The following is a 23,128-nucleotide window of genomic DNA, read 5'->3' on the forward strand; positions in this document are numbered from 1 at the left end:
CCTCACAGCGCCGCGCGTAGCGCTTCGCGTATTAGCGTTTCAGTATCGGTGCCGCTGGCGGCTACTTTGCTCACCATCCGGCTCGCTTCCTGAGGCTTATAACCCAGTGCCACCAGCGCGGCAACGGCTTCCGCCTCATAGTCGTCCGTTACCGGTCCCGCAGGCGCCGTCAGTTCCAGATCGGCCGCTGGCGTAAAGAGATCGCCATGCAATCCCTTGAAGCGGTCCTTCATCTCGACCACCAGACGTTCGGCGGTCTTTTTGCCGATACCCGGCAGTTTCACCAGCGAAGCGGGCTCTTCACGCTCCACCGCATTGACGAACTGCTGGGCCGACATACCGGAAAGGATCGCCAGCGCCAGCTTGGGCCCCACGCCGTTCACCTTAATCAGTTCCCGAAACAGCGTGCGCTCCTGCTTATTATTAAAACCGAACAGCAACTGGGCGTCTTCACGCACCACAAAGTGGGTAAACACCACCGCTTCTTTGCCCGCCTCCGGCAGTTCATAGAAGCAGGTCATCGGCATATGCACTTCATAACCCACGCCGCCCGCTTCCAGTAATACCAGCGGTGGCTGTTTCTCCAGGACAATGCCTCTGAGTCTACCTATCACATTTCGCTCCTGCGTTAAGGGCCGTTACAGTGGGGTCTATCATATAAAAAAGGCTGGATAGGTATCCAGCCTTATCTGTGCTTGCATGCGCTAACGCAGCCTGCCCCGCGCCAGGGTCAGGCGCGAATTGCCGATCTGCTGCACGTTCTGGCTCATATGGCAGTGAGTAATGGCAATCGCCAGCGCATCCGCGGCATCCGCCTGAGGATTAGCCGGCAGCCGCAGCAGATTACGCACCATGTGCTGAACCTGACTCTTTTCCGCGCCGCCGTTACCCACCACGGTCTGCTTAACCTGACGGGCCGCATATTCGAACACCGGCAGATCCTGATTCACCGCCGCCACAATAGCCACGCCGCGCGCCTGACCCAGCTTAAGGGCCGAGTCGGCATTTTTCGCCATAAAGACCTGCTCAATGGCGAAGAAATCGGGCTGAAACTGGGTAATCAGCTCGCTGACGCCCGCATAGATCAGCTTCAGACGCGAGGGCAGATCCTCCACTCGGGTGCGGATACAACCGCTGCCCAGATAGCTGAGCTGGCGGCCGGTCTGGCGAATCACGCCATAGCCGGTGATGCGCGACCCCGGATCGATGCCGAGAATGATGGCCATCACGCCTCTCTGGTTAAAGCATAAGAAGTTCGGGCTGCCTGGCGGCAGCCCGAAACATTACAGCGTTGCCGCAACTTCGTCGGAGATTTCACCGTTGTGGTAAACCTCCTGAACGTCGTCGCAATCTTCCAGCATATCGATCAGGCGCAACAGTTTGGGCGCGGTTTCGGCATCCATATCCGCTTTGGTGGACGGAATCATCGACACTTCGGCCGCAGACGGCTTCAGGCCAGCGGCTTCCAGCGCGTCACGAACGGCACCCAGCTCTTCCCATGCGGTGTACACGTCGATGGCGCCATCGTCATAGCTCACCACGTCTTCCGCACCGGCTTCCAGAGCAGCTTCCATCACGGTGTCTTCGTCCATGGCCGCTTCGGCGTCAAACGAAATCACCCCTTTCTTGCTGAACAGATAGGCCACGGAGCCATCGGTGCCCAGGTTGCCGCCGCTCTTACTGAAGGCGTGACGCACTTCGGAAACGGTGCGGTTACGGTTGTCGCTCAGACACTCGACCATCACGGCGGTACCGCCGGGGCCGTAGCCTTCATAGATGATGGTTTCCATGTTAGCGTCGTCATCGCCGCCCACGCCGCGCTGGATGGCGCGATTCAGGGTGTCGCGCGTCATGTTGTTGGAGAGCGCTTTATCAATGGCCGCACGCAGACGCGGGTTAGAAGCCGGATCGCCGCCGCCCAGACGTGCCGCAGTGACCAGCTCGCGAATAATTTTAGTGAAAATCTTGCCGCGCTTGGCATCCTGCGCCGCTTTACGATGCTTCGTGTTGGCCCATTTACTATGACCTGCCATATCTATCTCCAGATTCGCCTGTTCAGGCGCAATTAATCACAAACTCTTCAATCGCCTGCCGGTTACTCCAGGAGCGGGTCAGTGCCGCGGCTTCTCTGGCGTCCACCCATTGATAGTCCAGGTGTTCGCTGATAACCACGTCCCGTTCATGGGGCAGCGCCAGCGAAAACCAGGACTCGGTGTTACGCAGGGTTCCCGGCGCATAGCGATGACGTAAATACTCAAAAATTTCAAATTCCACCCGGCGCTGATGGTCGACCAGGTTCAGGCGCTCGCCTTCGATATCGATGGCGACTTCTTCCTGGACTTCACGCAGCGCGGCCTGCCGCGCGCTCTCATCCGCCTCCAGGCTGCCGGTCACCGACTGCCAGAAGGCGGGATTATCGCGACGCTGCAACATCAGCACCCGCCCGGTGTCCTGCGCGTAAATCACTACCAGTACCGATACGGGACGCTTCCAAGCCATCTCAGTCGCTCTCTGCCTTTTTCGCAACCAGAATGCCCAACTCTTCCAGCGACGCCGGATTAGCGAAGCTCGGCGCTTCGGTCATCAGACAGGCCGCCGCAGTCGTTTTCGGGAAGGCGATGACATCACGAATATTATCGGTGCCGGTCAGCAGCATCACCAGGCGATCGAGGCCGAAGGCCAGACCGGCGTGCGGCGGCGTACCGAATTTCAGGGCGTCCAGCAGGAAGCCGAACTTGGCGCGCTGCTCGGTTTCGTCAATGCCCAGAATGCGGAATACCGTCTGCTGCATGGCGCCGCTGTGAATACGCACAGAGCCGCCGCCCACTTCATAGCCGTTGATTACCATGTCGTAAGCGTTAGCGATGGTCCCTTCCGGCTGAGCTTCCAGCTGTTCCGGCGTCACGTCGCGCGGTGAGGTGAACGGATGGTGCATCGCCGCCAGACCGCCTTCCCCATCTTCTTCGAACATCGGGAAGTCGATAACCCACAGCGGCGCCCAGGCGTTTTCGTCGGTCAGTTTCAGATCTTTACCGGTCTTCAGACGCAGTGCGCCCATGGCGTCGGCCACAACGCGAGACTTATCGGCACCGAAGAAGATGATGTCGCCATCACGAGCGCCGGTGCGCTCAAGAATCGCTTCAACGATCTCTGCACTCAGGAACTTGGCTACCGGGCTGGTCACCCCTTCCAGGCCCTGGCTGCGTTCGTTGACTTTCATCCAGGCCAGCCCTTTGGCGCCGTAGATCTCAACGAATTTCGCGTATTCATCAATCTGCTTACGGCTGAGCTGCGCCCCGCCAGGCACCCGCAGCGCGGCAACGCGCCCTTTCGGATCGTTGGCCGGGCCTGAGAAAACTTTAAATTCAACCGAAGTCATCAGATCGGCCACGTCCACCAGCTCCATCGGGTTACGCAGATCGGGCTTATCGGATCCGTAGCGGCGATCCGCTTCGGCAAAGGTCATGATCGGGAACTGGCCCAGATCCACGCCTTTCACCTCCAGCCACAGCTGGCGGATCATCTTTTCCATCAGCTCACGCACCTGAGGCGCGGTCAGAAAAGAGGTTTCGACATCGATCTGGGTAAATTCCGGCTGACGATCGGCGCGCAGGTCTTCATCACGGAAGCACTTAACGATCTGGTAGTAGCGATCGAAGCCGGACATCATCAGCAACTGCTTGAACAGCTGAGGGGACTGCGGCAGCGCATAAAACTTACCTTTATGCACGCGGCTCGGTACCAGGTAGTCACGGGCCCCTTCCGGCGTGGCCTTGGTCAGCATCGGGGTTTCGATATCCAGGAAGCCGTTATCGTCCATAAAGCGACGCACGAAGCTGGTGATACGAGCGCGGGTCTTCAGGCGCTGGGCCATCTCCGGACGGCGCAGATCGAGGTAGCGATACTTCAGACGCGCCTCTTCCGTGTTGGCCTGATTAGAGTCCAACGGCAGCGGCTCGGAGCGGTTGATAATGGTCAGTTCGGTCGCAAACACTTCGACTTCGCCGGTCGCCATATCGCGATTGAGGTTTTTCTCGTCGCGGGCACGTACGGTGCCGGTAATCTGGATGCAGAACTCATTACGCAGTTCGGAAGCCAGCTTGAACGCTTCATCGCGATCCGGATCGAAGAAGACCTGTACGATGCCTTCACGGTCGCGCATGTCAATAAAAATCAGACTACCGAGATCGCGACGGCGGTTAACCCAACCACAGAGCGTTACCTGCTGCCCCACATGGGACAACCGCAGCTGTCCACAATATTCTGTACGCATGAGATTTCCTTTAACTTCGCCGCAGGGGCTGATTGCCTGCCGGGCAGACATCACGGTGCGGCGCTTGTCGACTGTCACAACTGAATGAAAAAGGCGGCTATTATACTGGATATTGCGCGCCGAGATAAGCCCGATACCGTCCGGGCGAGCGTTTGCTGTGCGCCCGCCCCGTCATTCTCACAAAAATTAACAAAATTAGTATAAGACCAGAGCCCGGGTTATCGCTATGGTAAGCAACGCTATCAATCAGTTAACCGGAGTGACTATGTCCGAATTCAATCCGCAAACGACCGCCCTGGTCGTCATCGATCTTCAGCAGGGGATCCTGCCTTTCGCCGGCGGCCCATGGAGCGCCGATGAGGTGGTCAGTCGCGCCGGGCGCATGGCCCAGGCCTTCCGCGCCAAGGGAGCACCGGTGGTGCTGGTCCGCGTCGGCTGGTCAGCGGACGGAGCCGAAGCACTGAAGCAGCCGGTCGATATGCCCGCAGGCGCCGGGCCGTTACCGGATAACTGGTGGGACTATGCCCCGGCTCTCGGCAAGGCCGACGGCGATATTGAGGTGACCAAGCGCCAGTGGGGCGCTTTCTACGGCACCGATCTCGAACTGCAGTTGCGTCGGCGCGGTATCGATACCATTGTACTGTGCGGCATATCCACCAATATTGGCGTGGAATCCACCGCCCGCAATGCCTGGGAGCTGGGCTTTAATCTGATTCTGGTCGAAGACGCCTGCAGCGCGGCAAGCCAGGAACAGCATGAAGGCAGCTTTAGCCATATCTTCCCGCGTATCGGCCGGGTACGCCGCACTGCGGATATCCTGGCGGCGCTGTAGCCATAGCTTATGATTTACATCGGTCTGCCCCAGTGGTCGCACCCTAAATGGGTGCGGCTTGGCATCCAAAATCTTGAGGATTATGCCCGCCACTTTAACTGCGTGGAGGGTAACACCACGCTCTACGCCCTGCCCGGGGCGGAGATTGTGGCGCGCTGGCGGGCGATGACCGGCGATGATTTCCGCTTCTGTTTTAAATTTCCGGCCACCATTTCACACCAGGCGGGGCTACGTCAGTGCGACGCCCTGGTCAGTGAATTTTTCAACCGCATGGCGCCGCTGGAAGCGCGTATCGGCCAGTACTGGCTCCAGTTGCCCGCCGTTTTTGGCCCGGATAATCTGGCGACCCTGTGGCAATTTCTGGATGCCCTGCCGCAGGGTTTCAGTTATGGGGTAGAGGTGCGTCATCCGCAATTTTTCGCCAAAGGTCCACAGGAGCAGGCGTTGAATCGCGGGCTTCACCAGCGTGGCGTTAATCGGGCGATCCTCGACAGTCGTCCGGTACACGCCGCCATGCCCCACAGCGAAGCGGTGCGTAAAGCCCAGCGTAAAAAGCCGCGGGTGCCGGTCCATGCCCTGAGAACCGCTGACAAACCGCTGGTGCGCTTTATCGGCGGCGACAATCTGGAGCAAAACCAGCAACTGTTTCAGCCCTGGTTGGATAAGCTGGCCCACTGGCAGCAGGAGAGTACGCCATTCCTGTTTCTGCATACGCCGGATATCGCCCAGGCGCCGGAACTGGTGCACCGGTTGTGGCCCTTGCTACGCCAGCGTTTTCCGGCCATTGGCGAAGCCCCGGCCATCCCGCAACAGGAATCGCTATTCTGATGCTGGCGGCCTCAGCTCTCGGTCGGTATGATAGCCGGCGCCATCGATTAAGCCTTTCAGGGAGTTTTTATGGTATGCGCGCTCTATGCCGTGCTGGGTGCATTGCTGCTAATTAAATTTTCCTTCGACGTCGTGCGACTGCGTGGCCTGTACCATGTCTCCTACGGCGACGGCGGATTTACCGAATTACAAAGCGCCATCCGCATTCACGGCAACGCAGTGGAGTACATTCCTGTTGCCCTGCTACTGCTGCTGTTGATGGAGATGAACGGCGCCGAGGTCTGGATGATCCATATCTGCGGCCTGATGACCATCGCCGGACGTCTGATGCACTATTATGGTTTTCACCACCGCCTGGTGCGCTGGCGTCGTTCCGGTATGGGCGCCACCTGGTGCGCCCTGCTGCTGATGGTGGCCGCCAACCTCTGGTATATGCCGTGGGAGTTGGTTTTCAGCGTGCGTTAACGCACAATACGCCTTTGTTTTTCCCGGATTTAAACTATGCCTGACCGCGATACGCTGTTTTCCGCCCCCATCGACAAGCTCGGGGACTGGACTTTTGATGAACGCGTCGCTGAAGTATTCCCCGATATGATTCAGCGTTCCGTTCCCGGTTATTCCAATATTATTTCGATGATTGGCATGCTGGCGGAGCGTTTCGTTCAGCCCGGCACCCGCGTCTACGACCTGGGCTGTTCGCTGGGCGCCGCCACCCTGTCGATACGCCGCAATATCCAGCACGACGGCTGTGAAATCATCGCCGTGGATAACTCTCCAGCCATGGTGGAACGCTGTCGCCGCCATATCGATGCCTTCCGCGCCAGCACGCCGGTGGAGGTCAGGGAAGCGGACATCCGCGCTATCGACATCTCAAATGCCTCGCTGGTGGTACTCAACTTTACCCTGCAGTTTCTCAACCCGGAAGACAGGGAGAGCCTGCTGGCTAAAATCTGGCGCGGACTGCGCCCTGGCGGCGCGCTGGTGCTGTCGGAAAAGTTCAGTTTTGAAGACGCCAGCGTCGGCGAACTGCTGTTCAACATGCACCACGATTTTAAGCGCGCCAACGGCTACAGCGAGCTGGAGATCAGCCAGAAGCGCAGCATGCTGGAAAATGTAATGCTGACCGATTCGGTAGAGGCGCACAAAGCCCGCCTGAAGCGCGCTGGCTTCGAACACGCCGAACTCTGGTTTCAGTGCTTTAACTTCGGCTCGCTGGTGGCGCTAAAATCCCAGGAGGCCGCGTGATCGACTTCGGCCCCTTTTACAGCCAGATAGCCAGCGGCCCGCTGGCCCCATGGCTGGAAACTTTGCCCGCCCAAATCGGTGCCTGGCAGCGCGAATCGCTGCATGGCCAGTTCAGCCAGTGGCTGAAAGCGGTGGACGGGCTTCCCGCCCTGCGCCCCGATCGTCTGGATCTGTTGCACAGCGTCACCGCCCGAAGCGCACAGCCGCTTAGCGACGGCCAGAAGCTGGGCATTGAGCGCCTGCTGCGCAACCTGATGCCCTGGCGTAAAGGTCCCTTCTCGCTGTACGGCGTCGATATCGATACCGAATGGCGTTCCGACTGGAAGTGGCAGCGGGTTTTGCCCCACCTGAGCGATCTCAGCGGCCGTACCGTGCTCGACGTGGGCTGCGGTAGCGGCTACCACCTGTGGCGTATGATCGGCGCCGGGGCGCACCTGGCGGTGGGCATCGATCCCACCCAACTGTTTCTGTGTCAGTTCGAAGCGGTGCGTAAACTGCTGGGTAACGACCAGCGCGCTCACCTGCTGCCTCTGGGCATTGAGCAGATGCCGACCCTCAACGCCTTCGATACCGTATTCTCCATGGGCGTGCTCTACCACCGCCGTTCCCCCCTCGACCATCTGTGGCAGTTGAAAAATCAGCTAGTCAGCGAAGGCGAACTGGTGCTGGAAACCCTGGTGGTGGAAGGCGACGAAAATCAGGTACTGGTGCCCGGCGAACGCTATGCCGCCATGCGCAACGTCTGGTTTATTCCATCAGCGCGGGCGGTCAAACTGTGGCTGGAAAAATGCGGATTTGTGGATGTGCGCATCGCCGATCAAAGCATCACCACCACCGAAGAGCAACGCGCAACCGACTGGATGCGTACTGAATCGCTGGCCGATTTCCTCGATCCTCAGGACTCCACCAGAACCCGCGAAGGCTATCCGGCGCCGATGCGTGCCCTGCTTATCGCCCGTAAGCCCTGATTCGCTCAACCCCGTTCCCCATTCCAGGCTACGCTTGCATTCAGGCGTGATCTGGAATTGGGGGGGAAGATGGAAAGCATCTGTTACCGCTGGCCACTGGCGGCCATTCATGGCTATAGCAACGATATCGACCGGTTGGAAAGCCTGCTGGCGGTGCAATATCAGCGCTGGGGCATGGAAGAGCGAGAGCTCGGCAGCGTGGGAGACGGCATGATCGTCCTCTGGCAATCCATCGCCGCCGACAGCCACCTGCCGCATCTGCTGATTATGGCCGGGCTGCACGGCGATGCCCCCGCAGGTAGTTGGGCCATTCTTAACTTTCTGCAACACAACTCGCCGCTGCTGCTGGACAAGGTCCGACTCTCTTTTATGCCACTGGTGAATCTTTACGGCTTGCGTACCGGGATGAAGTCCAATCGCTACGGTTTCGATCCGGCCAGCGGATTCAGCGGCGACGCCCCTACGGCCGAAGGGGAGATCCTGCACGCTCATGCCCGCTTGTTGACCCAGGCGGCCCGGGATGGGGTGCTCTGGTGTACTGAAGACCCCCAGGCCCGGGTTGCCTGGCTGTGCGTCTCTGACCCTGAACGGACGCCGGCCCTGGCCCTGCGCGATGAACTGATCCAGACCTTCGAACCCTGCGACGGGCCCAGCCCGGAAGGGGATACCTGCCGCAACGGCCTGGCGCCGCTGCCTGATAACGGCGATATTCTTCACTGGCTGAGCCAGGAAACCCGCTGCTCCGCCGCCCGCGCCGTCACGCCCGGCCAGGCCGCGCTGGAACAGCGAATCTTTGCCCATCACGGTTTAATCGGGGCATTTATCGCCTCCACCCTGGCGCCCTGAGCGGGCTATTTCCGAAATCGTTCAACCTGGGACCGTATCAGGGTGGCCAGCTCGGCTTTGGCGTCAGCGGCCGTTATCTCTTCTCCTGTGGCCGCATATGACACTGCATCGGCGACGCCGACCAGCGCCCACATGGCGGCATCGGGCAGGGTTCCACTGCCGATAAAGGGCGCCAGCAGGCGTCGGCATTTATCGATAAAAATCCTGACATACTGGCGGCGTAGCTGCTCCAGCTCCGGCGAACCGGCTAGTGCCGCGATCACATCAGGGATTTCGCGCCCCTGGGTATCGACGCAATCGATATAACAGTCGGCAATCGCCCGGCTGATGGGCTCCAGCGCCTGTTCGCATTCAGCGATCGCCTTATCCATCAGCGCGGTCTGACGCTCATCAAAGGCCTTATATAATTCCGCCAGCAGACCGGTACGCGAACCGAAATGGTCGTAGACCACCGGTTTGGTTACGCCTGCCCGCTCCGCCAGCCTTCCCAGAGTTAATGCCTCCGTCCCCTCTTCCCGAATCAGACGCCACGCCTCTTCCATCAGTTGCTGGAAGCGGGCCTCCCGGGTCAGACGCTTTTTTTTATTCATACCAGTGCTTGACGCCTTTATATACTAAAAGTAAGTTACTAATGGTAAGTTAGCTCCATCCCGACAACTTCCCTCTCTCCAGGAGGCTTAAAATGCACGCACTGATTGTTACCGCACACCCGCATCCGGACTCATTGACCCACAGCATAGCAGCCGGGGTAGCCCGGGGCATCACCGAATCCGGCCCCCACCGAGCGGAGATCGCCAATCTGGCTCAGGAAGGCTTTCGCCCTGAATTCACCCGGGAAGATTTTGCCGCATTTAACGCCGCTGGCGCACTGCCGGAGGACGTACGGGCGGAGCAGACCAGAATTGACAGCGCAGACGCCCTGGTCCTGGTCTTTCCGGTTTACTGGTGGTCGATGCCTGCGCTGATGAAAGGTTGGATCGATCGCGTTTTTTCCGCCGGATGGGCTTATGAGGAGACAGCAGATGGCCGGTTGATTAAAAAACTCAGGCACCTGCCGGTTCACCTTGTGGCGATTGGCGCCGCCAATATGAAAACCTGGGAAAAACACCGCTACCAGGAGGCCATGAAAGTGCAGATAGAAGAAGGGATCTTTAACTACTGCGGTGCCCCGGTGATGAGCTCATCTCTGCTGCTGTCGCCCGAATACCCGGACACCAATGTGATGCTGCAGGATGCGCATCGGCTGGGTCAAAAAACGTTCAACACCCAACAGCCTGTCGCGGTCTAACCTGGTGTTCATCCTGGCGTCACGCAATATTGCGTGGCGTCTGTCTGACAGCCAAAAAATAAATATAAGAAAAACCTCATGCAATGACCAAGCCGGGAGAATTAGCGCCAAATATCACCTCTTTTTCTGGTTGACCTGTTCAGCACGAAAAATATAACATCCTGCCACTGACTGATTACCGGCAACCGGGGCAGAATGAATATACCCAAGGCTAAATTTTTACAACAGTCCTGGCTGAGAAACAAAGCAAGCGTTGAGAAACAGGCCCACAACGAGGCCATTCTGGTCAGAGGCGTACTGACCAATACTTTGCGCAACCCCCAAACCCACAAGCAGGGAACTTTTTCGCAATTCTTTGATGTTGCAGAATACCCTTTGTTGGGGCGAGGCGCTTATCCCGAACATATTTCGACATTACAAAAAGAGTTCGAAGCAGCCGGATACGAGATTATCCTTGAACAACGTAATAACGGGTTTACCATTTCTATAGACTGGCGTAACGCCGGTATCAGTGAGTAATTAAATAGCAGGCGTTAACATTCCGATAGCAATAATTCCCTGTGGCCAGAATATCCCCTTTTGCGAACGGTATAGTGCCGGGCAACATCGTCAACCCAGCATCCTCCCATCAGGCTGTGCACTGCAGACAGGCCAGAATGTGACGAAGGTTACAAAACAGACTATGGTTACCCTGTGGCGGCAGACAAGCGAAACCTGACCCCATAAAGAAAAAAAGCCCCGGGAAAAGGCCGGGGCGTGGTACATGCAAACATCACATTGGGCGACATGATGCGCGGTAAAAACCGGTTGTGCGCTATGGGCGACGTGCTACTCCACCGCGCAAAGCGCTGCTTTCATTGCCGCCACCGCATCGGCATCCACGCAGTAGCGACTGTACTCATCGGCCATTGCATCGGAAGACATCGAAACGCCCTCTTTGCGATAACGCATCGGGGAAGCCCCCCGACAACCTGCCGAACTATGCACCTCTTCAATCCCCGCGGATACAAAGTGCGGGAGGTTGCTCAGACGCACGCCGGAACCGGCCATAATGATTGGAGCACCGGATCGGTCTTTTAGTTCCCTGATTAATGAAAGTCCTTCTAATGCGCTCTGCTTCTGTCCCGAAGTCAGAATCCGCGCCACCCCCAAATCACGCAGTTGATCCTGCGCGATCCAGGGGTCGCGGCACATATCAAAAGCGCGGTGAAAGGTGACCGCCATACCCCGGGCCTGCGCCATCACCTTTTCCATTCGCGGCCGGTCCACTTCGCCATCCTCATTCAAAATGCCGACAACCAGCCCCGGGTAGCCCAGCTCCCGCAGATATGCGATATCGTCCAGCATGGTACTGAACTCCCCGGCGCTGTAGCAGAAATCGCCCCCCCGTGGCCGGATTATCGGATGCACCGGAATGGAAACCCGCTGGCGCACCCCAAGCAGGGTTCCGGCAGAGGGCGTCAGCCCCCCCTCTGCCGGCGCCGCGCACAACTCAATGCGGTCGGCCCCCGCCTGTTCGGCGATCACGGCGCAGTCCATTCCGTAGCAACATATCTCAAGCACAGCCATTCAATGATTCCTTCTGTTACGCTAGTCTGAAGCTTCATGTTCAGGGCACGGAAATTTATCATGACATTCAATTTCGACGAAGTGATCGACCGGCGTCACAGCGACAGCCTGAAGTGGAATAAATACGACCAGAACATCCTTCCCATGTGGGTCGCAGATACTGACTTTCGCTCCCCGCCCTGCATCACCGAAGCGCTACAGCGCCGTGTGGCCCATGGCGTCTTTGGCTACGGCGACTGGCCCCACGCCCTTGCGGATACTGCCATCGACCATTTCTGGCGCAGCTACGGCTGGCGGGTGGAAAAAGAGTGGCTGGTGTTTCTGCCCGGCATCGTCTGTGGGCTGAATCTGTGCGTGCGCAGTTTCGCAGGGGGCGGCTCCCTGGCGCCGGACCCCATCTATCCGCCGTTTCGCAAGGCGGCCATGCTTGCCGGTTGTTCACAGCTTAATGCGCCTGTCATCCAGCGCGATGGGCGCCCTTATCTTGACCTGGCATCGCTGGAACCCCAGCTCACCGGGCGCGAAAAACTGCTGATGCTATGCAATCCCCAGAATCCGGGCGGCACGGTATGGCGCAGGGAAGAGCTGGAACAGCACCTGGCCTTCGCGCAACGCCACGATATGATTGTCTGCTCCGATGAAATCCACTGCGAATTACTGCTGGAGCCCGGCGCGCGTCATATCCCTTTCGCGACGCTCGGCGAAGACGCCGCCCAGCGCAGCATCACCCTGGTTTCGCCTTCCAAGACCTACAACATCGCCGGACTGGGCGCTTCGCTGGCGATTATCCCCAACCCCGAACTGCGGCGCCGCTTCTGCGCCACCCGGGAAGGCATAGTCCCGTCGGTGGACGTACTGGCGCTGACGGCCGCCGAAGCGGCCTGGCGCGACGGTGAACCCTGGCGCGCGGAATTGCTGAACGTGCTAAGAGCCAATCGAGATGCTCTTTGCCGGGCCATCAACGCCCTGCCTGGCCTTAGCGTGACGCCGCCGGAAGCCACCTATCTGGCCTGGGTAGACGCCAGTGCGTTAGGTGAAGAATCCCCGGTCAACTTCTTTCGCCGTGCCGGACTGGGCTTTTCGCCCGGCGCCGACTTTGGCAATCCTGCGTTTGTACGCATCAACTTCGGCTGTACCCGCGCCACCCTGGATGAAGCCATTAACCGACTCAACCAGGCACTGAAAGAACGCTAGCCCTGTTCGCTGGCGACTACGATTTCCAGCGGCCAGGGATGGAATTTTAGCGTCACCTGGCCGTCGGTCACCGCCAGGGTAGGATTCGGCAGGCGTTCACCGTCGCCAGTTGGCGCGCTGGTCTTCAGCGAAATGTCCGGCTGGCTGAGGCCGTCGTCGGACATCAGAGCCAGCGCCCGAGCGTTGAGAGTGTCGGGAGAGCCCGGCAGCACAATTTCAATATGTTCCCACCCTTCATGCGGATAGCGCTTCTCGCCGGGCCAGGGCAGTTCGATAATCGTAAAACGCCAGTGGCCCACGCACAGCGGCTCCGCCAGCCGGAACAGACAGATGGGCCGCCCTTTAATGTGCTTTTCGCTAAACAGGGTTCCGCACTGCTCAAGCCCTGCCCGCCAGCGCTCCGCGGTGGTATTCTGATGGCAACGCAGTGAGATATGGTCGGCATCCAATGGCGCCAGTTCGAGCCCCATCCGCTGCGCCAGCGCCATTATCGCCTGTTCAAAACGCGGCAGATCGGCCACGATATCCTGTAATGCTTCAACCTGTTGCCAGTTCATCCGGCTCCTCCTGCCCGTGATAGAAAAGCCGCTAATCTACCCGCTTTCGTGTCTACAGACCAGCGCGCCGCAAGCCGCGCGGGTACTGACGCCCGCTGCGAAATGCAGTATACTTGCCCCCTTATTTTATCCATGCTTCATGCGCCGTCCCGCCCCGACCGGTCGGCGCTAAAATTTAAGGTAACCCGGTGAATATTCAGGCACTTCTCTCAGATAAAGTCAGTCAGGCTCTGATTGCCGCAGGCGCGGACGCAGCGTGCGAACCGCAGGTTCGTCAATCCGCTAAAGCCCAGTTCGGCGACTATCAGGCCAATGGCGTTATGGCGATCGCTAAAAAACTGGGCATGGCCCCGCGACAGTTAGCTGAGCTGGTGGTGAATCATCTGGATCTTTCCGGTATTGCTGCAAAGGTTGAGATCGCCGGTCCCGGCTTTATCAATATCTTCCTCGACCCCGCTTTTCTGGCGACTCAGATCGACAGCGCCGTTGCCAGCCCGCGCGCAGGCGTAGCGCAGGTGGAACAGCCCCAGACCATCGTGGTGGACTATTCCGCCCCGAACGTGGCCAAAGAGATGCACGTGGGCCACGTACGTTCCACCATCATCGGCGACGCTTCAGTACGCACCCTGGAATTCCTGGGCCATAAAGTGATTCGCGCCAACCACGTCGGCGACTGGGGCACCCAGTTCGGGATGCTGATCGCCTTCCTTGAGAAAAAGCAGAATGAAGCCAACGCCGATATGGCGCTTGCAGATCTGGAAGCTTTCTATCGCGAAGCCAAAAAAACCTACGACGAAGATGAAGCCTTCGCCGAACGCGCCCGCAGCTATGTAGTGAAACTGCAGGGCGGCGACGAGTACTGCCGCCAGATGTGGCGCAAGCTGGTCGATATCACTATGACCCAGAACCAGAAAACCTACCAACGTCTGAACGTGACTCTGACCCGGGACGACGTTATGGGCGAAAGTCTTTACAACCCAATGCTGTCCGGCATTGTGGCGGATCTGAAAGCCAAAGGGCTGGCGGTGGAAAGCGAAGGCGCTACCGTGGTCTTCCTGGATGAGTACAAGAATAAAGAAGGCGAACCGATGGGGGTCATCATCCAGAAGAAGGATGGCGGCTATCTCTACACCACTACCGATATCGCCTGCGCTAAATACCGCTACGAGACGCTGCACGCCGATCGCGTGCTCTACTATATTGATTCGCGCCAGCACCAGCACCTGATGCAGGCCTGGACCATCGTACGCAAAGCAGGCTACGTGCCGGAATCCGTGCCGCTGGAGCACCATATGTTCGGCATGATGCTGGGCAAAGACGGCAAGCCGTTCAAAACCCGTACCGGTGGCACCATTAAACTTTCCGATCTGCTGGACGAAGCGCTGGAACGCGCCCGTCGCCTGGTAGCGGAAAAGAACCCGGATATGCCAGCGGACGAGCTGGAAAAACTGGCCAACGCGGTGGGTATCGGCGCTGTAAAATATGCCGACCTTTCCAAGAGCCGCACCACCGACTACATCTTCGACTGGGACAATATGCTGGCCTTCGAAGGTAACACCGCGCCTTATATGCAGTACGCGTATACCCGCGTGCTGTCGGTATTCCGCAAGGGCAACGTGGATGAAAGCAGCCTGGTCGCCACGCCGGTGAGCATCACCGATCCGCGTGAAGCCGCGCTGGCCGCGCGTCTGCTGCAGTTCGAAGAGACCCTGGCCGTGGTGGCCCGCGACGGCACGCCGCACGTGATGTGCGCATACCTCTATGACGTAGCAGGCCTGTTCTCTGGCTTCTATGAGCACTGCCCAATTCTCAGCGCCGAAAGCGACAGCCTGCGTCAGAGCCGCCTGAAACTGGCGCTGTTGACCTCCAGAGTGCTGAAACTGGGTCTGGACACCCTGGGCATCGAAACCGTCGAACGCATGTAATCCCGTCAGGGGGCGCAATGCCCCCTGATTCCTTTCTTCCCCCTCCTTGATCTGAATAATGGTTTCTTGCCAGCCATCGTTATATCATTTTATATATAGCGACTTTTTTTCGGATCTCCCATGTTCAAACGACTCTCCAGCCTGCTGCTGGCTTTGCTCTTTATTTCCGGCCCGGCGCTGGCCCAACGCCAGGTTATCGATCAGCTTAACCGAACCGTCACTCTGCCGGACCGCATCGATCGCGCCGTGGTGCTACAGCATCAGACCCTGAATTTGCTGGTGCAGCTTAACGCCCTGCCCCAGGTGGTGGGCGTGCTCAGCAGCTGGCAGAAACAGCTCGGCCCCCGTTATCTGCGGCTGGCGCCGCAACTGGCAAAGATGCCAATGCCCGGCGATCTGACCTCGGTCAATATCGAAAGCCTGCTCGCCCTACGGCCTCAGGTGGTATTTGTCGCCAACTACGCGCCGCCCGCCATGATTAGCCAGATTGAGCGTGCCGGTATTCCGGTGGTCGCCGTCTCGTTACGCCACGAGGATGCCGCCCAGGCCAGGAAGATAAATCCGCAATTAAAGGATGAAGAACGCGCCTACAACCTGGGGCTGCAGGAAGGGATTCGCCTGATCGGTAAAGTGATGAACCGCCAGGCCGGGGCGGAAAGCCTGATTCACGACACTTTTGACCAGCGCGCGCTGGTGGCCACACGGCTGCGCGACCTGCCGCAAAGCGAGCGCCAGCGAGTCTATATCGCCAACCCTAATCTGACTACCTACGGCGCCGGAAAATATACCGGCCTGATGATTCAACACGCCGGTGCCGTTAACGTGACCGCCCGGGAGGTCACCGGCTATCGGCAGGTCTCCATTGAGGATGTAATGCGCTGGAATCCTCAGGTCATCTTCGTTCAGGAGCGCTACCCGCAGGTCGTGGCGCAGATCCTGCACTCTCCTCAGTGGCAGTCCATCGATGCGGTAAAACAGCACCGCGTCTGGCTAATGCCCGAATACGCCAAAGCCTGGGGCTACCCGATGCCGGAAGCAATGGCGCTGGGCGAGCTGTGGATGGCGAGCAAGCTCTATCCTCAGCGCTTTAAGGATATCGACATCAATCAGCGAGTTGACGCCTGGTATCACCGCTACTACCGTACCGCCTGGTCGCAGGAAGCCGAGTGAAACAGGGCGCGCTCATCCTCATTCTGGCCGCGTGCGCCCTGCTCTCGCTCGGCATTGGCCGCTATCCGGTGTCGCCTGAACATTGCCTGCTGATTCTGCTGGAGCCCCTGACCGGGTACCACCCGGCCATCAGCGTTCCGGAACGTCAGGTGATAATGGTGGTAAGAGTGCCACGTATTCTGCTGGCCATGGGCGCGGGGGCCGCCCTGGCGCTATGCGGCGCGGCGCTTCAGGGGGTTTTTCGCAACCCACTGGTCGATCCCCATATTATCGGCGTTTCTTCCGGCGCGGCCTTTGGCGGCACCCTGGCGATTCTGCTTAGCCTGCCGGTAGCCGGCCTTCTGCTCTCCTCGTTTCTGTTCGGCATGCTGGCGCTGCTGCTGATCTTTATACTGACCAGCACCATCGCCAGACGCAATGTCCTGTCGCTGGTGCTGGCGGGGGTGATCCTGAGCGGCTTCTTTTCGGCCTGCATCAGCCTGCTGCAGTATCTGGCCGATACCGAAGAGAAGCTACCCGACATTATCTTCTGGCTGATGGGCAGCTTTGCCACGGCGGACAGCCAGAAGCTATGGACTCTGCTGGTGCCGCTGTTGCTGGCAGGCTCGACGCTGCTGGCCCTGCGCTGGCGCATTAATCTGCTGTCGCTGGGCGAGGAAGACGCCGCCTCCCTGGGGATTAACGTCGAAGCCACCCGCTGGTGGGTGTTGACCCTGTGCGCGCTGATTGTCGCGGCCCAGGTGGCGGTCAGCGGCAGCATCGGCTGGGTCGGACTGGTGATCCCCCATATTGCTCGCCTGCTGGTGGGCCCGGACCACCGTAGACTGCTTCCCGCCTCCGCCACCCTGGGCGCGCTCTATATGATCGGCATTGACACGCTGGCTCGCACCCTCAGCGCCAGTGAAATCCCACTGGGGATTCTGACCGCCCTTATCGGCGCGCCGCTGTTCGCCATACTGTTGCGCCGTGCGCAGCTAAGGGGCTGGCATGGCTGAATCTTTACTGCTGGCCCGGGGGTTAAGTTACCGCTGGCCGGGGCAGGCGCCGCTATTTCAGGCGCTCAATCTGCAACTGAAACGCGGCGAAGTGCTGGCGCTGCTCGGCCCTAACGGCTGCGGTAAAAGTACCCTGATGCGGCTATTGCTAGGTACCCTGGGGCTACAGCAGGGTACAGTGGAGCGGCACGCTGAAACAGGCTTTGTGCCCCAGACCTTCACTCCCCCCTTCGACTACCAGGCTCGTGATATTGTGCTGATGGGCCGGGCGCGCCATATCAGTCTGTTCCGCGCGCCGTCGCGCCGCGACCAGCAGCTGGCAGAGGAAGCCATGACGGCGCTGGAGATCCAGGATCTCGCCGCACGCACCTTCGGCACCCTTTCCGGCGGCCAGCGCCAGCGGGTGCTGATCGCCCGGGCTCTGGCCAGCGCCAGTGACATCATTATTCTGGATGAACCGACATCCGCACTGGATCTGCACCATCAGGATCGGGTTCTGACCCTAATCCGTCGGCTGGCGGAGCAACGCAATATGGCAGTGATGTTCTCCACCCATCAACCGGCGCACGCCTGCGCGGTGGCCGACAACACGTTATTGCTGGGTCACGAAGGGCAACACCGGCTGGGGGCCTGCGACGAGGTATTAACCTCCGGGCGCCTGTCTGCGCTGTTTCAGCTACCTATAGAAAGGATCAACCTGGAGATAAACGGCCAGCGGCACAGTACCCTGGTCCCCCTCTACCACCGCCAGCGAAAAGAACATGACTGAACTGACTATTTACGCCGCCGGTAGCCTGCGCCACGCCTTTAATGCCCTACTGCCACTGGCCCGTCGTGCGACTGGCTGTGCCGTTAAGGTCGAGTTCGGCCCGGCCGGTCTGCTGCGTCGCCGCATCGAGCTGGGGGAACGCCCTGCGCTTTTCGCCTCTGCCAACCTTGATCACCCTCGTTATCTCCAGAATGTGGGCCTGGTCCGGGAAGTCTATCCCTTCGCCACCAACCGGCTGTGCGTCACGGTGCGCAATACTCCGGAACTGACCGAACCGCCGCTGCTGGAGGTGCTGTGCGATCCCCGCTGGCGGGTAGCCACGTCCACCCCAGGCGACGATCCCGGCGGCGATTATGCCCTGCAACTATTTGACCGGGTAGAGCAGCAGCGCCCCGGCAAGGGCGCTGCGCTGGCTCAACGCGCCCGGGCACTGGTGGGCGGCGCCCGCTGTCAGCCGCTACCGCCGGGCCGTATGGCGGCAGAGTATCTGCTGAATGAAGGGCTGGCAGATCTCTTTCCTGGCTACGCCAGCCACGCCGCGGCACTCTCTGCCTTCACGAATTTAGCGGTCAGAATGCTGCCCCCGGCGCTGACTGTAACCGCCCGCTATGGCTGCGGCCTGCTCAGCGGGCATCCGGATGCCCGCGCGCTGTTGCAGGTCATACTGAGTGCCGAAGGGCAAACCTGCCTGCGGGCCCACGGCTTCGGCGGCCTGTAACCTCCCTGACGCCACGCCCTCGCCCCGTAAACGGCATCAAAACGTTCTGTCTGCCCCCCGCCACTTTTGCGCGATATCAACGAAGTAGCAATTATTTTACTCCCTTCGGGTTAATAGCTCGGGAATTACTTATAATTCATGCGGTAATACTATCGCCATTGATAAAAAGTGAAATTTTACCTTGTTATTTCTTTTATTCTTTTAAGGGATCTTCTATGAGCAAATCATCCCCCCGCTCCCGGCGGCGCCTGGCCTGGCTCTGGTTAGTGCTGGTCGGCGTAGTGCTGGGCGCAGTCCTGCTGGCCGGTGGCGCCACGGTTATGCATAAAACCAGCGACACCGAATTCTGCGTCTCCTGCCACTCAATGCAGCAGCCGCTGGCCGAGTATCAGGGCAGCGTTCACTTCCAGAACCCGAAAGGCATTCGTGCCGAATGTGCCGACTGCCACGTACCTCACAAACCGATGGACTATCTGACTACCAAAGTGATGGCCCTGAAGGACGTCTGGGGCGAGATGACCGGCAAGATCGATACGCCAGAGAAATACGAAGCCCACAAACTGGCGATGGCCCAGAGCGTTTGGGATACCCTGAAGAAAAACGACTCCGCCACCTGCCGTTCGTGCCACAGCTATGAGGCCATGGACGTGCTGGCCCAGCGCCCTGAAGCGCGTCAGGAACATCCGGTCGCCATTAAGAAAGGCGAAACCTGCATCGACTGCCATAAGGGCGTCGCCCATATTCTGCCGGATATGAGCCAGCTTTCCGCCGCCGGCGCCAGCGAACTTTCCGCCGCCGCTGCCAAAACGCCGGATAACGCTCGCGAGCTGTGGTCCATCGCCACCCAGCCCTTCTGGTTGAGCGCCGACAGCAAACAGCACAATGCCGGGAACCTGATGCCGGGAACCAAAATTAAAGTGATCAAGCGTGAAAATGCGATGATCCTGGCCGAAGTGAGCGGCTGGCAGCAGGATGGCGTTAACGAAGTATTCTACGAAGCCGCCGGTAAACGCATTCTGAGCGTGCTGCTGGGTGAAGAGGCCCGCACCAAAGTGAAACGCCTGAGCGAAATGACCGATCCGGAAACTCATCTGCTGTGGCATCGCACCGCACTTGAGGTCTGGCTGCCCGCCAGCCAGCTGATTGATAACCAGCAGAAGATCTGGGATTACGCTGCATCCATGATGTCCGCTAACTGCACCGGCTGTCACGGTCTGACCGCCCTCGATCGCTTTAACGCCAATCAGTGGATTGGGGTGATCAAAGGGATGGCGCCGCGTACCTCCCTGAATCAGGAGCAGCTGCGGGTGCTGACCCGCTACGTTCAGCAACATGCCAGCGATATGCCGTCAACCGCTCAGGGCGAAGTCAAGGAGGCTCAATAATGAAAACTCAACCTGAAGCTATGCAGATAACCCGTCGTCGCTTTCTGACCGGCGCCGCTGCCCTGGGGGGCGTTTCACTGCTGGGTAGCCTGTGGCCGCGATCGGCGCTGGCCGAAGCTATCAGCCAGGCGCTGCCGCAGTTTGTGGCGTTGCGTCAGGCGCAGAAAGGCATTCTGACCGGCGCCCACTGGGGCGCTTTTGAGGCCATCGTTCGGGATGGCAAAATGGTGGAAACCCGCCCGGTACAGGACGATCCCTTCCCTAACGAGCTGATTAGCATGGCCCCCCACCAGGTCCATGCCCCCAACCGGGTAAAATACCCGATGGTGCGTAAAAGCTGGCTTGAAGGCGGCGCCCAGAACTGTCGCCCGGAACTTCGCGGCTGCGACGAGTGGGTGCGGGTGAGCTGGGATAAGGCGCTGACCCTGGTCAGCAACGAAATTCGCCGCCTGCAGCAGGAGCACGGTCCACAGTCGATCCACGCCGGATCCTACGGCTGGAAAAGCGTCGGGATGCTGCACAACAGTCGTACTCTGCTGCAGCGCCTGATGAATCTGGCGGGCGGCTTTCTGGGCTACGCGGGGGACTACTCCACTGGCGCCGCTCAGGTGATCATGTCCCACGTGGTAGGCTCCATGGAGGTCTACGAACAGCAAACCGCCTGGCCGGATCTGCTGGAAAACTGCCAACTGGTGGTACTCTGGGGCTGTAATCCGATGATTACGCTTAAGAACAGCTGGAACATCCCGGATCACGTGGGGCCAGCGGGCTTTGAAGCGCTGAAGAAAAAAGGCGTGCGGGTGATCAGTATCGATCCGGTGAAGAGCGACAGCACCGACTATCTGAACGCCGAATGGGTCGCTCCGCGCCCCTACACCGACAGCGCCATGCTGGTGGGGATCGCCCATACCCTGATGGCCGAAAAGCTGCACAACCCCGATTTTCTGAAGACCTACACCGTTGGCTTCGATAAGTTTGCCGCCTACCTGAACGGCGAACAGGACGGCGTGGTGAAAGATGCCGACTGGGCCGCCGCCATCTGCGGCGTGGAAGCCGATGCTTTGCGCCAGCTTGCCCGGGATATGGCAAAGAGCCGCACCATGATCATGGGCGGCTGGGGCATTCAGCGTCAGCACCACGGCGAACAGCCGCACTGGCTGCTGGTGACCGTGGCGGCCATGCTGGGGCAGGTTGGCCTGCCCGGCGGCGGTTTCGGCTTCAGCTACCACTACTCTTCCGGCGGCAGTCCGACGGCGCGCGGCGGAATACTCGCCGGGATCTCGGCTGGAGACGCGCCTAAAAATAGCCCGACGCCCATTCCGGTAGCGCGCATCGCCGAATGTCTGGCGAGTCCTGGCAAAACCATCGACTTTAACGGCGCTAAAGTCACCTACCCTGATGTGAAGATGGTCTATGTAGCCGGGGGCAACACCTTCCATCAGCACCAGGACACCAACGCGCTGATCAAAGCCTGGCAGCACCCGGAAACCATCGTGGTGAACGAACCTTACTGGACCGCGACCGCGAAGTACGCCGATATCGTGCTTCCGGCCACCACCAGCTATGAGCGTAACGATCTGGAGATGGGCGGCGACTATTCGCAGCTCTATGTCTTCCCGATGCACCAGTGCGTACCGCCGCAGCATGAGTCGCGCAACGATTTCGATATCTTCGCCGGGCTGGCGGCCAAACTGGGCGTGCAGGAAGCCTTTACCGAAGGCAAAGACGAAATGCAGTGGCTCAAGGGGATGTACGACGATATGAAAGCCCAGGCCCGTAATGCCCGGGTGGCGCTGCCGCCGTTCGACATGTTCTGGGCATCGAACAACTACATCCGCTTCCCGGTCCCGGAAGAGAACAAAAAGTGGGTACGCTTTGCCGACTTCCGGGAAAATCCACTGCTTAACCCGCTGGGCACCCCTTCCGGTAAGATTGAAATCTACTCCGAAGCAGTCGCCAAAATGGGCTATACCGACTGCCCCGGCCTGCCGGGCTGGCTGCCTCCTCATGAATGGTATCAGGGGCCGGAAGCGAGCAAGTATCCGCTATCGCTTAACACCGCGCACCCAATCAACCGCCTGCACTCGCAGCTCGACAATACGCCGCTGCGTAAAAAATATGCGGTGGCGGATCGCGAAGCCGTCTGGATCCACCCGCAGGATGCCAAAGCGCGCGGCATCGGCGATGGCGAACTGGTGCGGGCCTTTAACGATCGCGGTCAGATTCTGGTAGGCGCCGTGGTGACCGAACGGGTACGCCCGGGCGTGGTGCGTATCAGCGAGGGGGCCTGGTTCGATCCGGCGGATCCGCGCCAGGAGGGGTCACTGTGTAAGAACGGCAACGTCAACTGCCTGACCTTCGATATCGGATCGAGCAGCCTGGCTCAGGGCAACTGTGGCCAGATGGCCCAACTGGAGATCGAAAAATATCAGGGACCGATACTGAATAATACCGCCCACGCGGTACCGGCCGGCGCCTGATAACAGGTCGCGCGGATAACAGTAAGCCCCGGTCATACCATGGCCGGGGCTTTTTCGTACTCGTCAGATATTGTCCAGTCGGCTTC

At 59.3% G+C, this 23,128-nt stretch carries 24 protein-coding genes; 16 read left to right on the forward strand and 8 right to left on the reverse strand.

Annotated elements, in window-relative coordinates:
* Window positions 1-2: 2 nt before the first annotated feature.
* The 5 genes from ruvA to aspS all read right to left on the reverse strand — a co-directional run bounded on the left by ruvA (window position 3) and on the right by aspS (window position 4,273).
* Window positions 3-614: a Holliday junction branch migration protein RuvA gene (gene ruvA, locus FEM41_RS20390; protein WP_138098000.1), complete on the reverse strand. Its 612-nt coding sequence runs from the start codon at window positions 612-614 to the stop codon at window positions 3-5.
* A gap of 90 nt (window positions 615-704) precedes the next feature.
* Window positions 705-1,226, reverse strand: coding sequence for a crossover junction endodeoxyribonuclease RuvC (gene ruvC / locus FEM41_RS20395; protein ID WP_138098001.1), 522 nt, complete (start codon window positions 1,224-1,226; stop codon window positions 705-707).
* Between the two features lie 57 nt (window positions 1,227-1,283).
* Window positions 1,284-2,033 (reverse strand): YebC/PmpR family DNA-binding transcriptional regulator, encoded by a 750-nt coding sequence (locus tag FEM41_RS20400; RefSeq protein WP_138098002.1) that lies wholly within the window; start codon window positions 2,031-2,033, stop codon window positions 1,284-1,286.
* Between the two features lie 22 nt (window positions 2,034-2,055).
* Entirely contained in the window at window positions 2,056-2,499 is a 444-nt protein-coding gene (nudB, locus tag FEM41_RS20405) for a dihydroneopterin triphosphate diphosphatase (protein WP_138098003.1), read from the reverse strand.
* A 1-nt stretch (window position 2,500) separates the two neighbouring features.
* Window positions 2,501-4,273 (reverse strand): aspartate--tRNA ligase, encoded by a 1,773-nt coding sequence (gene aspS, locus FEM41_RS20410; protein WP_138098004.1) that lies wholly within the window; start codon window positions 4,271-4,273, stop codon window positions 2,501-2,503.
* 265 nt (window positions 4,274-4,538) lie between these two features.
* Between aspS and FEM41_RS20415 the strand changes: the two genes are divergently transcribed.
* From FEM41_RS20415 to FEM41_RS20440, 6 genes are all read left to right on the forward strand, one after another.
* Window positions 4,539-5,105 carry a hydrolase gene (locus FEM41_RS20415; RefSeq protein WP_138098005.1) on the forward strand — a complete coding sequence of 189 codons (567 nt, stop codon included), beginning with the start codon at window positions 4,539-4,541 and terminating at the stop codon, window positions 5,103-5,105.
* Between the two features lie 9 nt (window positions 5,106-5,114).
* The gene (locus FEM41_RS20420; protein ID WP_138098006.1) at window positions 5,115-5,933 is read left to right on the forward strand and encodes a DUF72 domain-containing protein; all 819 of its coding nucleotides are present in this window, start codon (window positions 5,115-5,117) and stop codon (window positions 5,931-5,933) included.
* A 69-nt stretch (window positions 5,934-6,002) separates the two neighbouring features.
* Window positions 6,003-6,398: an MAPEG family protein gene (locus FEM41_RS20425; protein WP_138098007.1), complete on the forward strand. Its 396-nt coding sequence runs from the start codon at window positions 6,003-6,005 to the stop codon at window positions 6,396-6,398.
* 36 nt (window positions 6,399-6,434) lie between these two features.
* A complete protein-coding gene (cmoA, locus tag FEM41_RS20430) occupies window positions 6,435-7,178 on the forward strand; it encodes a carboxy-S-adenosyl-L-methionine synthase CmoA (protein WP_138098008.1) in 744 nt (247 codons plus the stop codon).
* Window positions 7,175-8,146, forward strand: a complete 972-nt coding sequence (gene cmoB, locus FEM41_RS20435) for a tRNA 5-methoxyuridine(34)/uridine 5-oxyacetic acid(34) synthase CmoB (RefSeq protein ID WP_138098009.1) — start codon at window positions 7,175-7,177, stop codon at window positions 8,144-8,146. Before cmoA ends, cmoB begins: the two co-directional genes overlap by 4 nt.
* 69 nt (window positions 8,147-8,215) lie before the next feature.
* Window positions 8,216-8,992, forward strand: a complete 777-nt coding sequence (locus tag FEM41_RS20440; protein WP_138098010.1) for a M14 family metallopeptidase — start codon at window positions 8,216-8,218, stop codon at window positions 8,990-8,992.
* Between the two features lie 5 nt (window positions 8,993-8,997).
* Here FEM41_RS20440 and FEM41_RS20445 read toward each other — a convergent pair whose 3' ends face one another.
* Window positions 8,998-9,582 (reverse strand): TetR/AcrR family transcriptional regulator, encoded by a 585-nt coding sequence (locus FEM41_RS20445; protein WP_138098011.1) that lies wholly within the window; start codon window positions 9,580-9,582, stop codon window positions 8,998-9,000.
* 92 nt (window positions 9,583-9,674) lie between these two features.
* Here FEM41_RS20445 and FEM41_RS20450 point away from each other — a divergent pair, with 92 nt between their 5' ends.
* Together FEM41_RS20450 and FEM41_RS20455 are read left to right on the forward strand one after the other, a co-directional pair.
* Window positions 9,675-10,280, forward strand: coding sequence for an NAD(P)H-dependent oxidoreductase (locus FEM41_RS20450; protein ID WP_138098012.1), 606 nt, complete (start codon window positions 9,675-9,677; stop codon window positions 10,278-10,280).
* Window positions 10,281-10,475: 195 nt separating this feature from the next.
* Window positions 10,476-10,799: a hypothetical protein gene (locus FEM41_RS20455; protein ID WP_138098013.1), complete on the forward strand. Its 324-nt coding sequence runs from the start codon at window positions 10,476-10,478 to the stop codon at window positions 10,797-10,799.
* 309 nt (window positions 10,800-11,108) lie between these two features.
* On the opposite strand, the gene cutC is transcribed toward FEM41_RS20455, so the two are convergent.
* Complete coding sequence (gene cutC / locus FEM41_RS20460) at window positions 11,109-11,849, reverse strand: copper homeostasis protein CutC (protein WP_138098014.1); 741 nt, start codon at window positions 11,847-11,849, stop codon at window positions 11,109-11,111.
* Between the two features lie 60 nt (window positions 11,850-11,909).
* On the opposite strand from cutC, the gene FEM41_RS20465 reads away from it, so the two are divergent.
* Complete coding sequence (locus FEM41_RS20465; protein ID WP_138098015.1) at window positions 11,910-13,043, forward strand: MalY/PatB family protein; 1,134 nt, start codon at window positions 11,910-11,912, stop codon at window positions 13,041-13,043.
* On the opposite strand, the gene FEM41_RS20470 is transcribed toward FEM41_RS20465, so the two are convergent.
* Window positions 13,040-13,600 (reverse strand): VOC family protein, encoded by a 561-nt coding sequence (locus tag FEM41_RS20470; protein ID WP_138098016.1) that lies wholly within the window; start codon window positions 13,598-13,600, stop codon window positions 13,040-13,042. The two genes, FEM41_RS20465 and FEM41_RS20470, sit on opposite strands and share 4 nt — an antisense overlap.
* Window positions 13,601-13,788: 188 nt before the next feature.
* On the opposite strand from FEM41_RS20470, the gene argS reads away from it, so the two are divergent.
* From argS to torA, 7 genes are all read left to right on the forward strand, one after another.
* Window positions 13,789-15,525, forward strand: coding sequence for an arginine--tRNA ligase (gene argS, locus FEM41_RS20475; RefSeq protein ID WP_138098017.1), 1,737 nt, complete (start codon window positions 13,789-13,791; stop codon window positions 15,523-15,525).
* A gap of 120 nt (window positions 15,526-15,645) precedes the next feature.
* Window positions 15,646-16,695 (forward strand): ABC transporter substrate-binding protein, encoded by a 1,050-nt coding sequence (locus FEM41_RS20480; RefSeq protein WP_138098018.1) that lies wholly within the window; start codon window positions 15,646-15,648, stop codon window positions 16,693-16,695.
* Window positions 16,692-17,690, forward strand: a complete 999-nt coding sequence (locus FEM41_RS20485) for a FecCD family ABC transporter permease (protein ID WP_138098019.1) — start codon at window positions 16,692-16,694, stop codon at window positions 17,688-17,690. Before FEM41_RS20480 ends, FEM41_RS20485 begins: the two co-directional genes overlap by 4 nt.
* The gene (locus FEM41_RS20490; protein WP_138098020.1) at window positions 17,683-18,459 is read left to right on the forward strand and encodes an ABC transporter ATP-binding protein; all 777 of its coding nucleotides are present in this window, start codon (window positions 17,683-17,685) and stop codon (window positions 18,457-18,459) included. The genes FEM41_RS20485 and FEM41_RS20490 overlap by 8 nt, the downstream gene beginning before the upstream one ends.
* Window positions 18,452-19,177, forward strand: coding sequence for a substrate-binding domain-containing protein (locus FEM41_RS20495; RefSeq protein ID WP_138098021.1), 726 nt, complete (start codon window positions 18,452-18,454; stop codon window positions 19,175-19,177). Before FEM41_RS20490 ends, FEM41_RS20495 begins: the two co-directional genes overlap by 8 nt.
* 215 nt (window positions 19,178-19,392) lie before the next feature.
* On the forward strand, window positions 19,393-20,562 hold the full coding sequence (locus FEM41_RS20500) for a NapC/NirT family cytochrome c (RefSeq protein WP_138098022.1): 1,170 nt from the start codon (window positions 19,393-19,395) through the stop codon (window positions 20,560-20,562).
* Window positions 20,562-23,042 carry a trimethylamine-N-oxide reductase TorA gene (torA, locus tag FEM41_RS20505; protein WP_421804494.1) on the forward strand — a complete coding sequence of 827 codons (2,481 nt, stop codon included), beginning with the start codon at window positions 20,562-20,564 and terminating at the stop codon, window positions 23,040-23,042. Before FEM41_RS20500 ends, torA begins: the two co-directional genes overlap by 1 nt.
* The last annotated feature ends 86 nt before the right edge of the window (window positions 23,043-23,128 follow it).

The sequence above is a fragment of the Jejubacter calystegiae genome (assembly GCF_005671395.1).
Lineage (GTDB): Bacteria > Pseudomonadota > Gammaproteobacteria > Enterobacterales > Enterobacteriaceae > Jejubacter > Jejubacter calystegiae.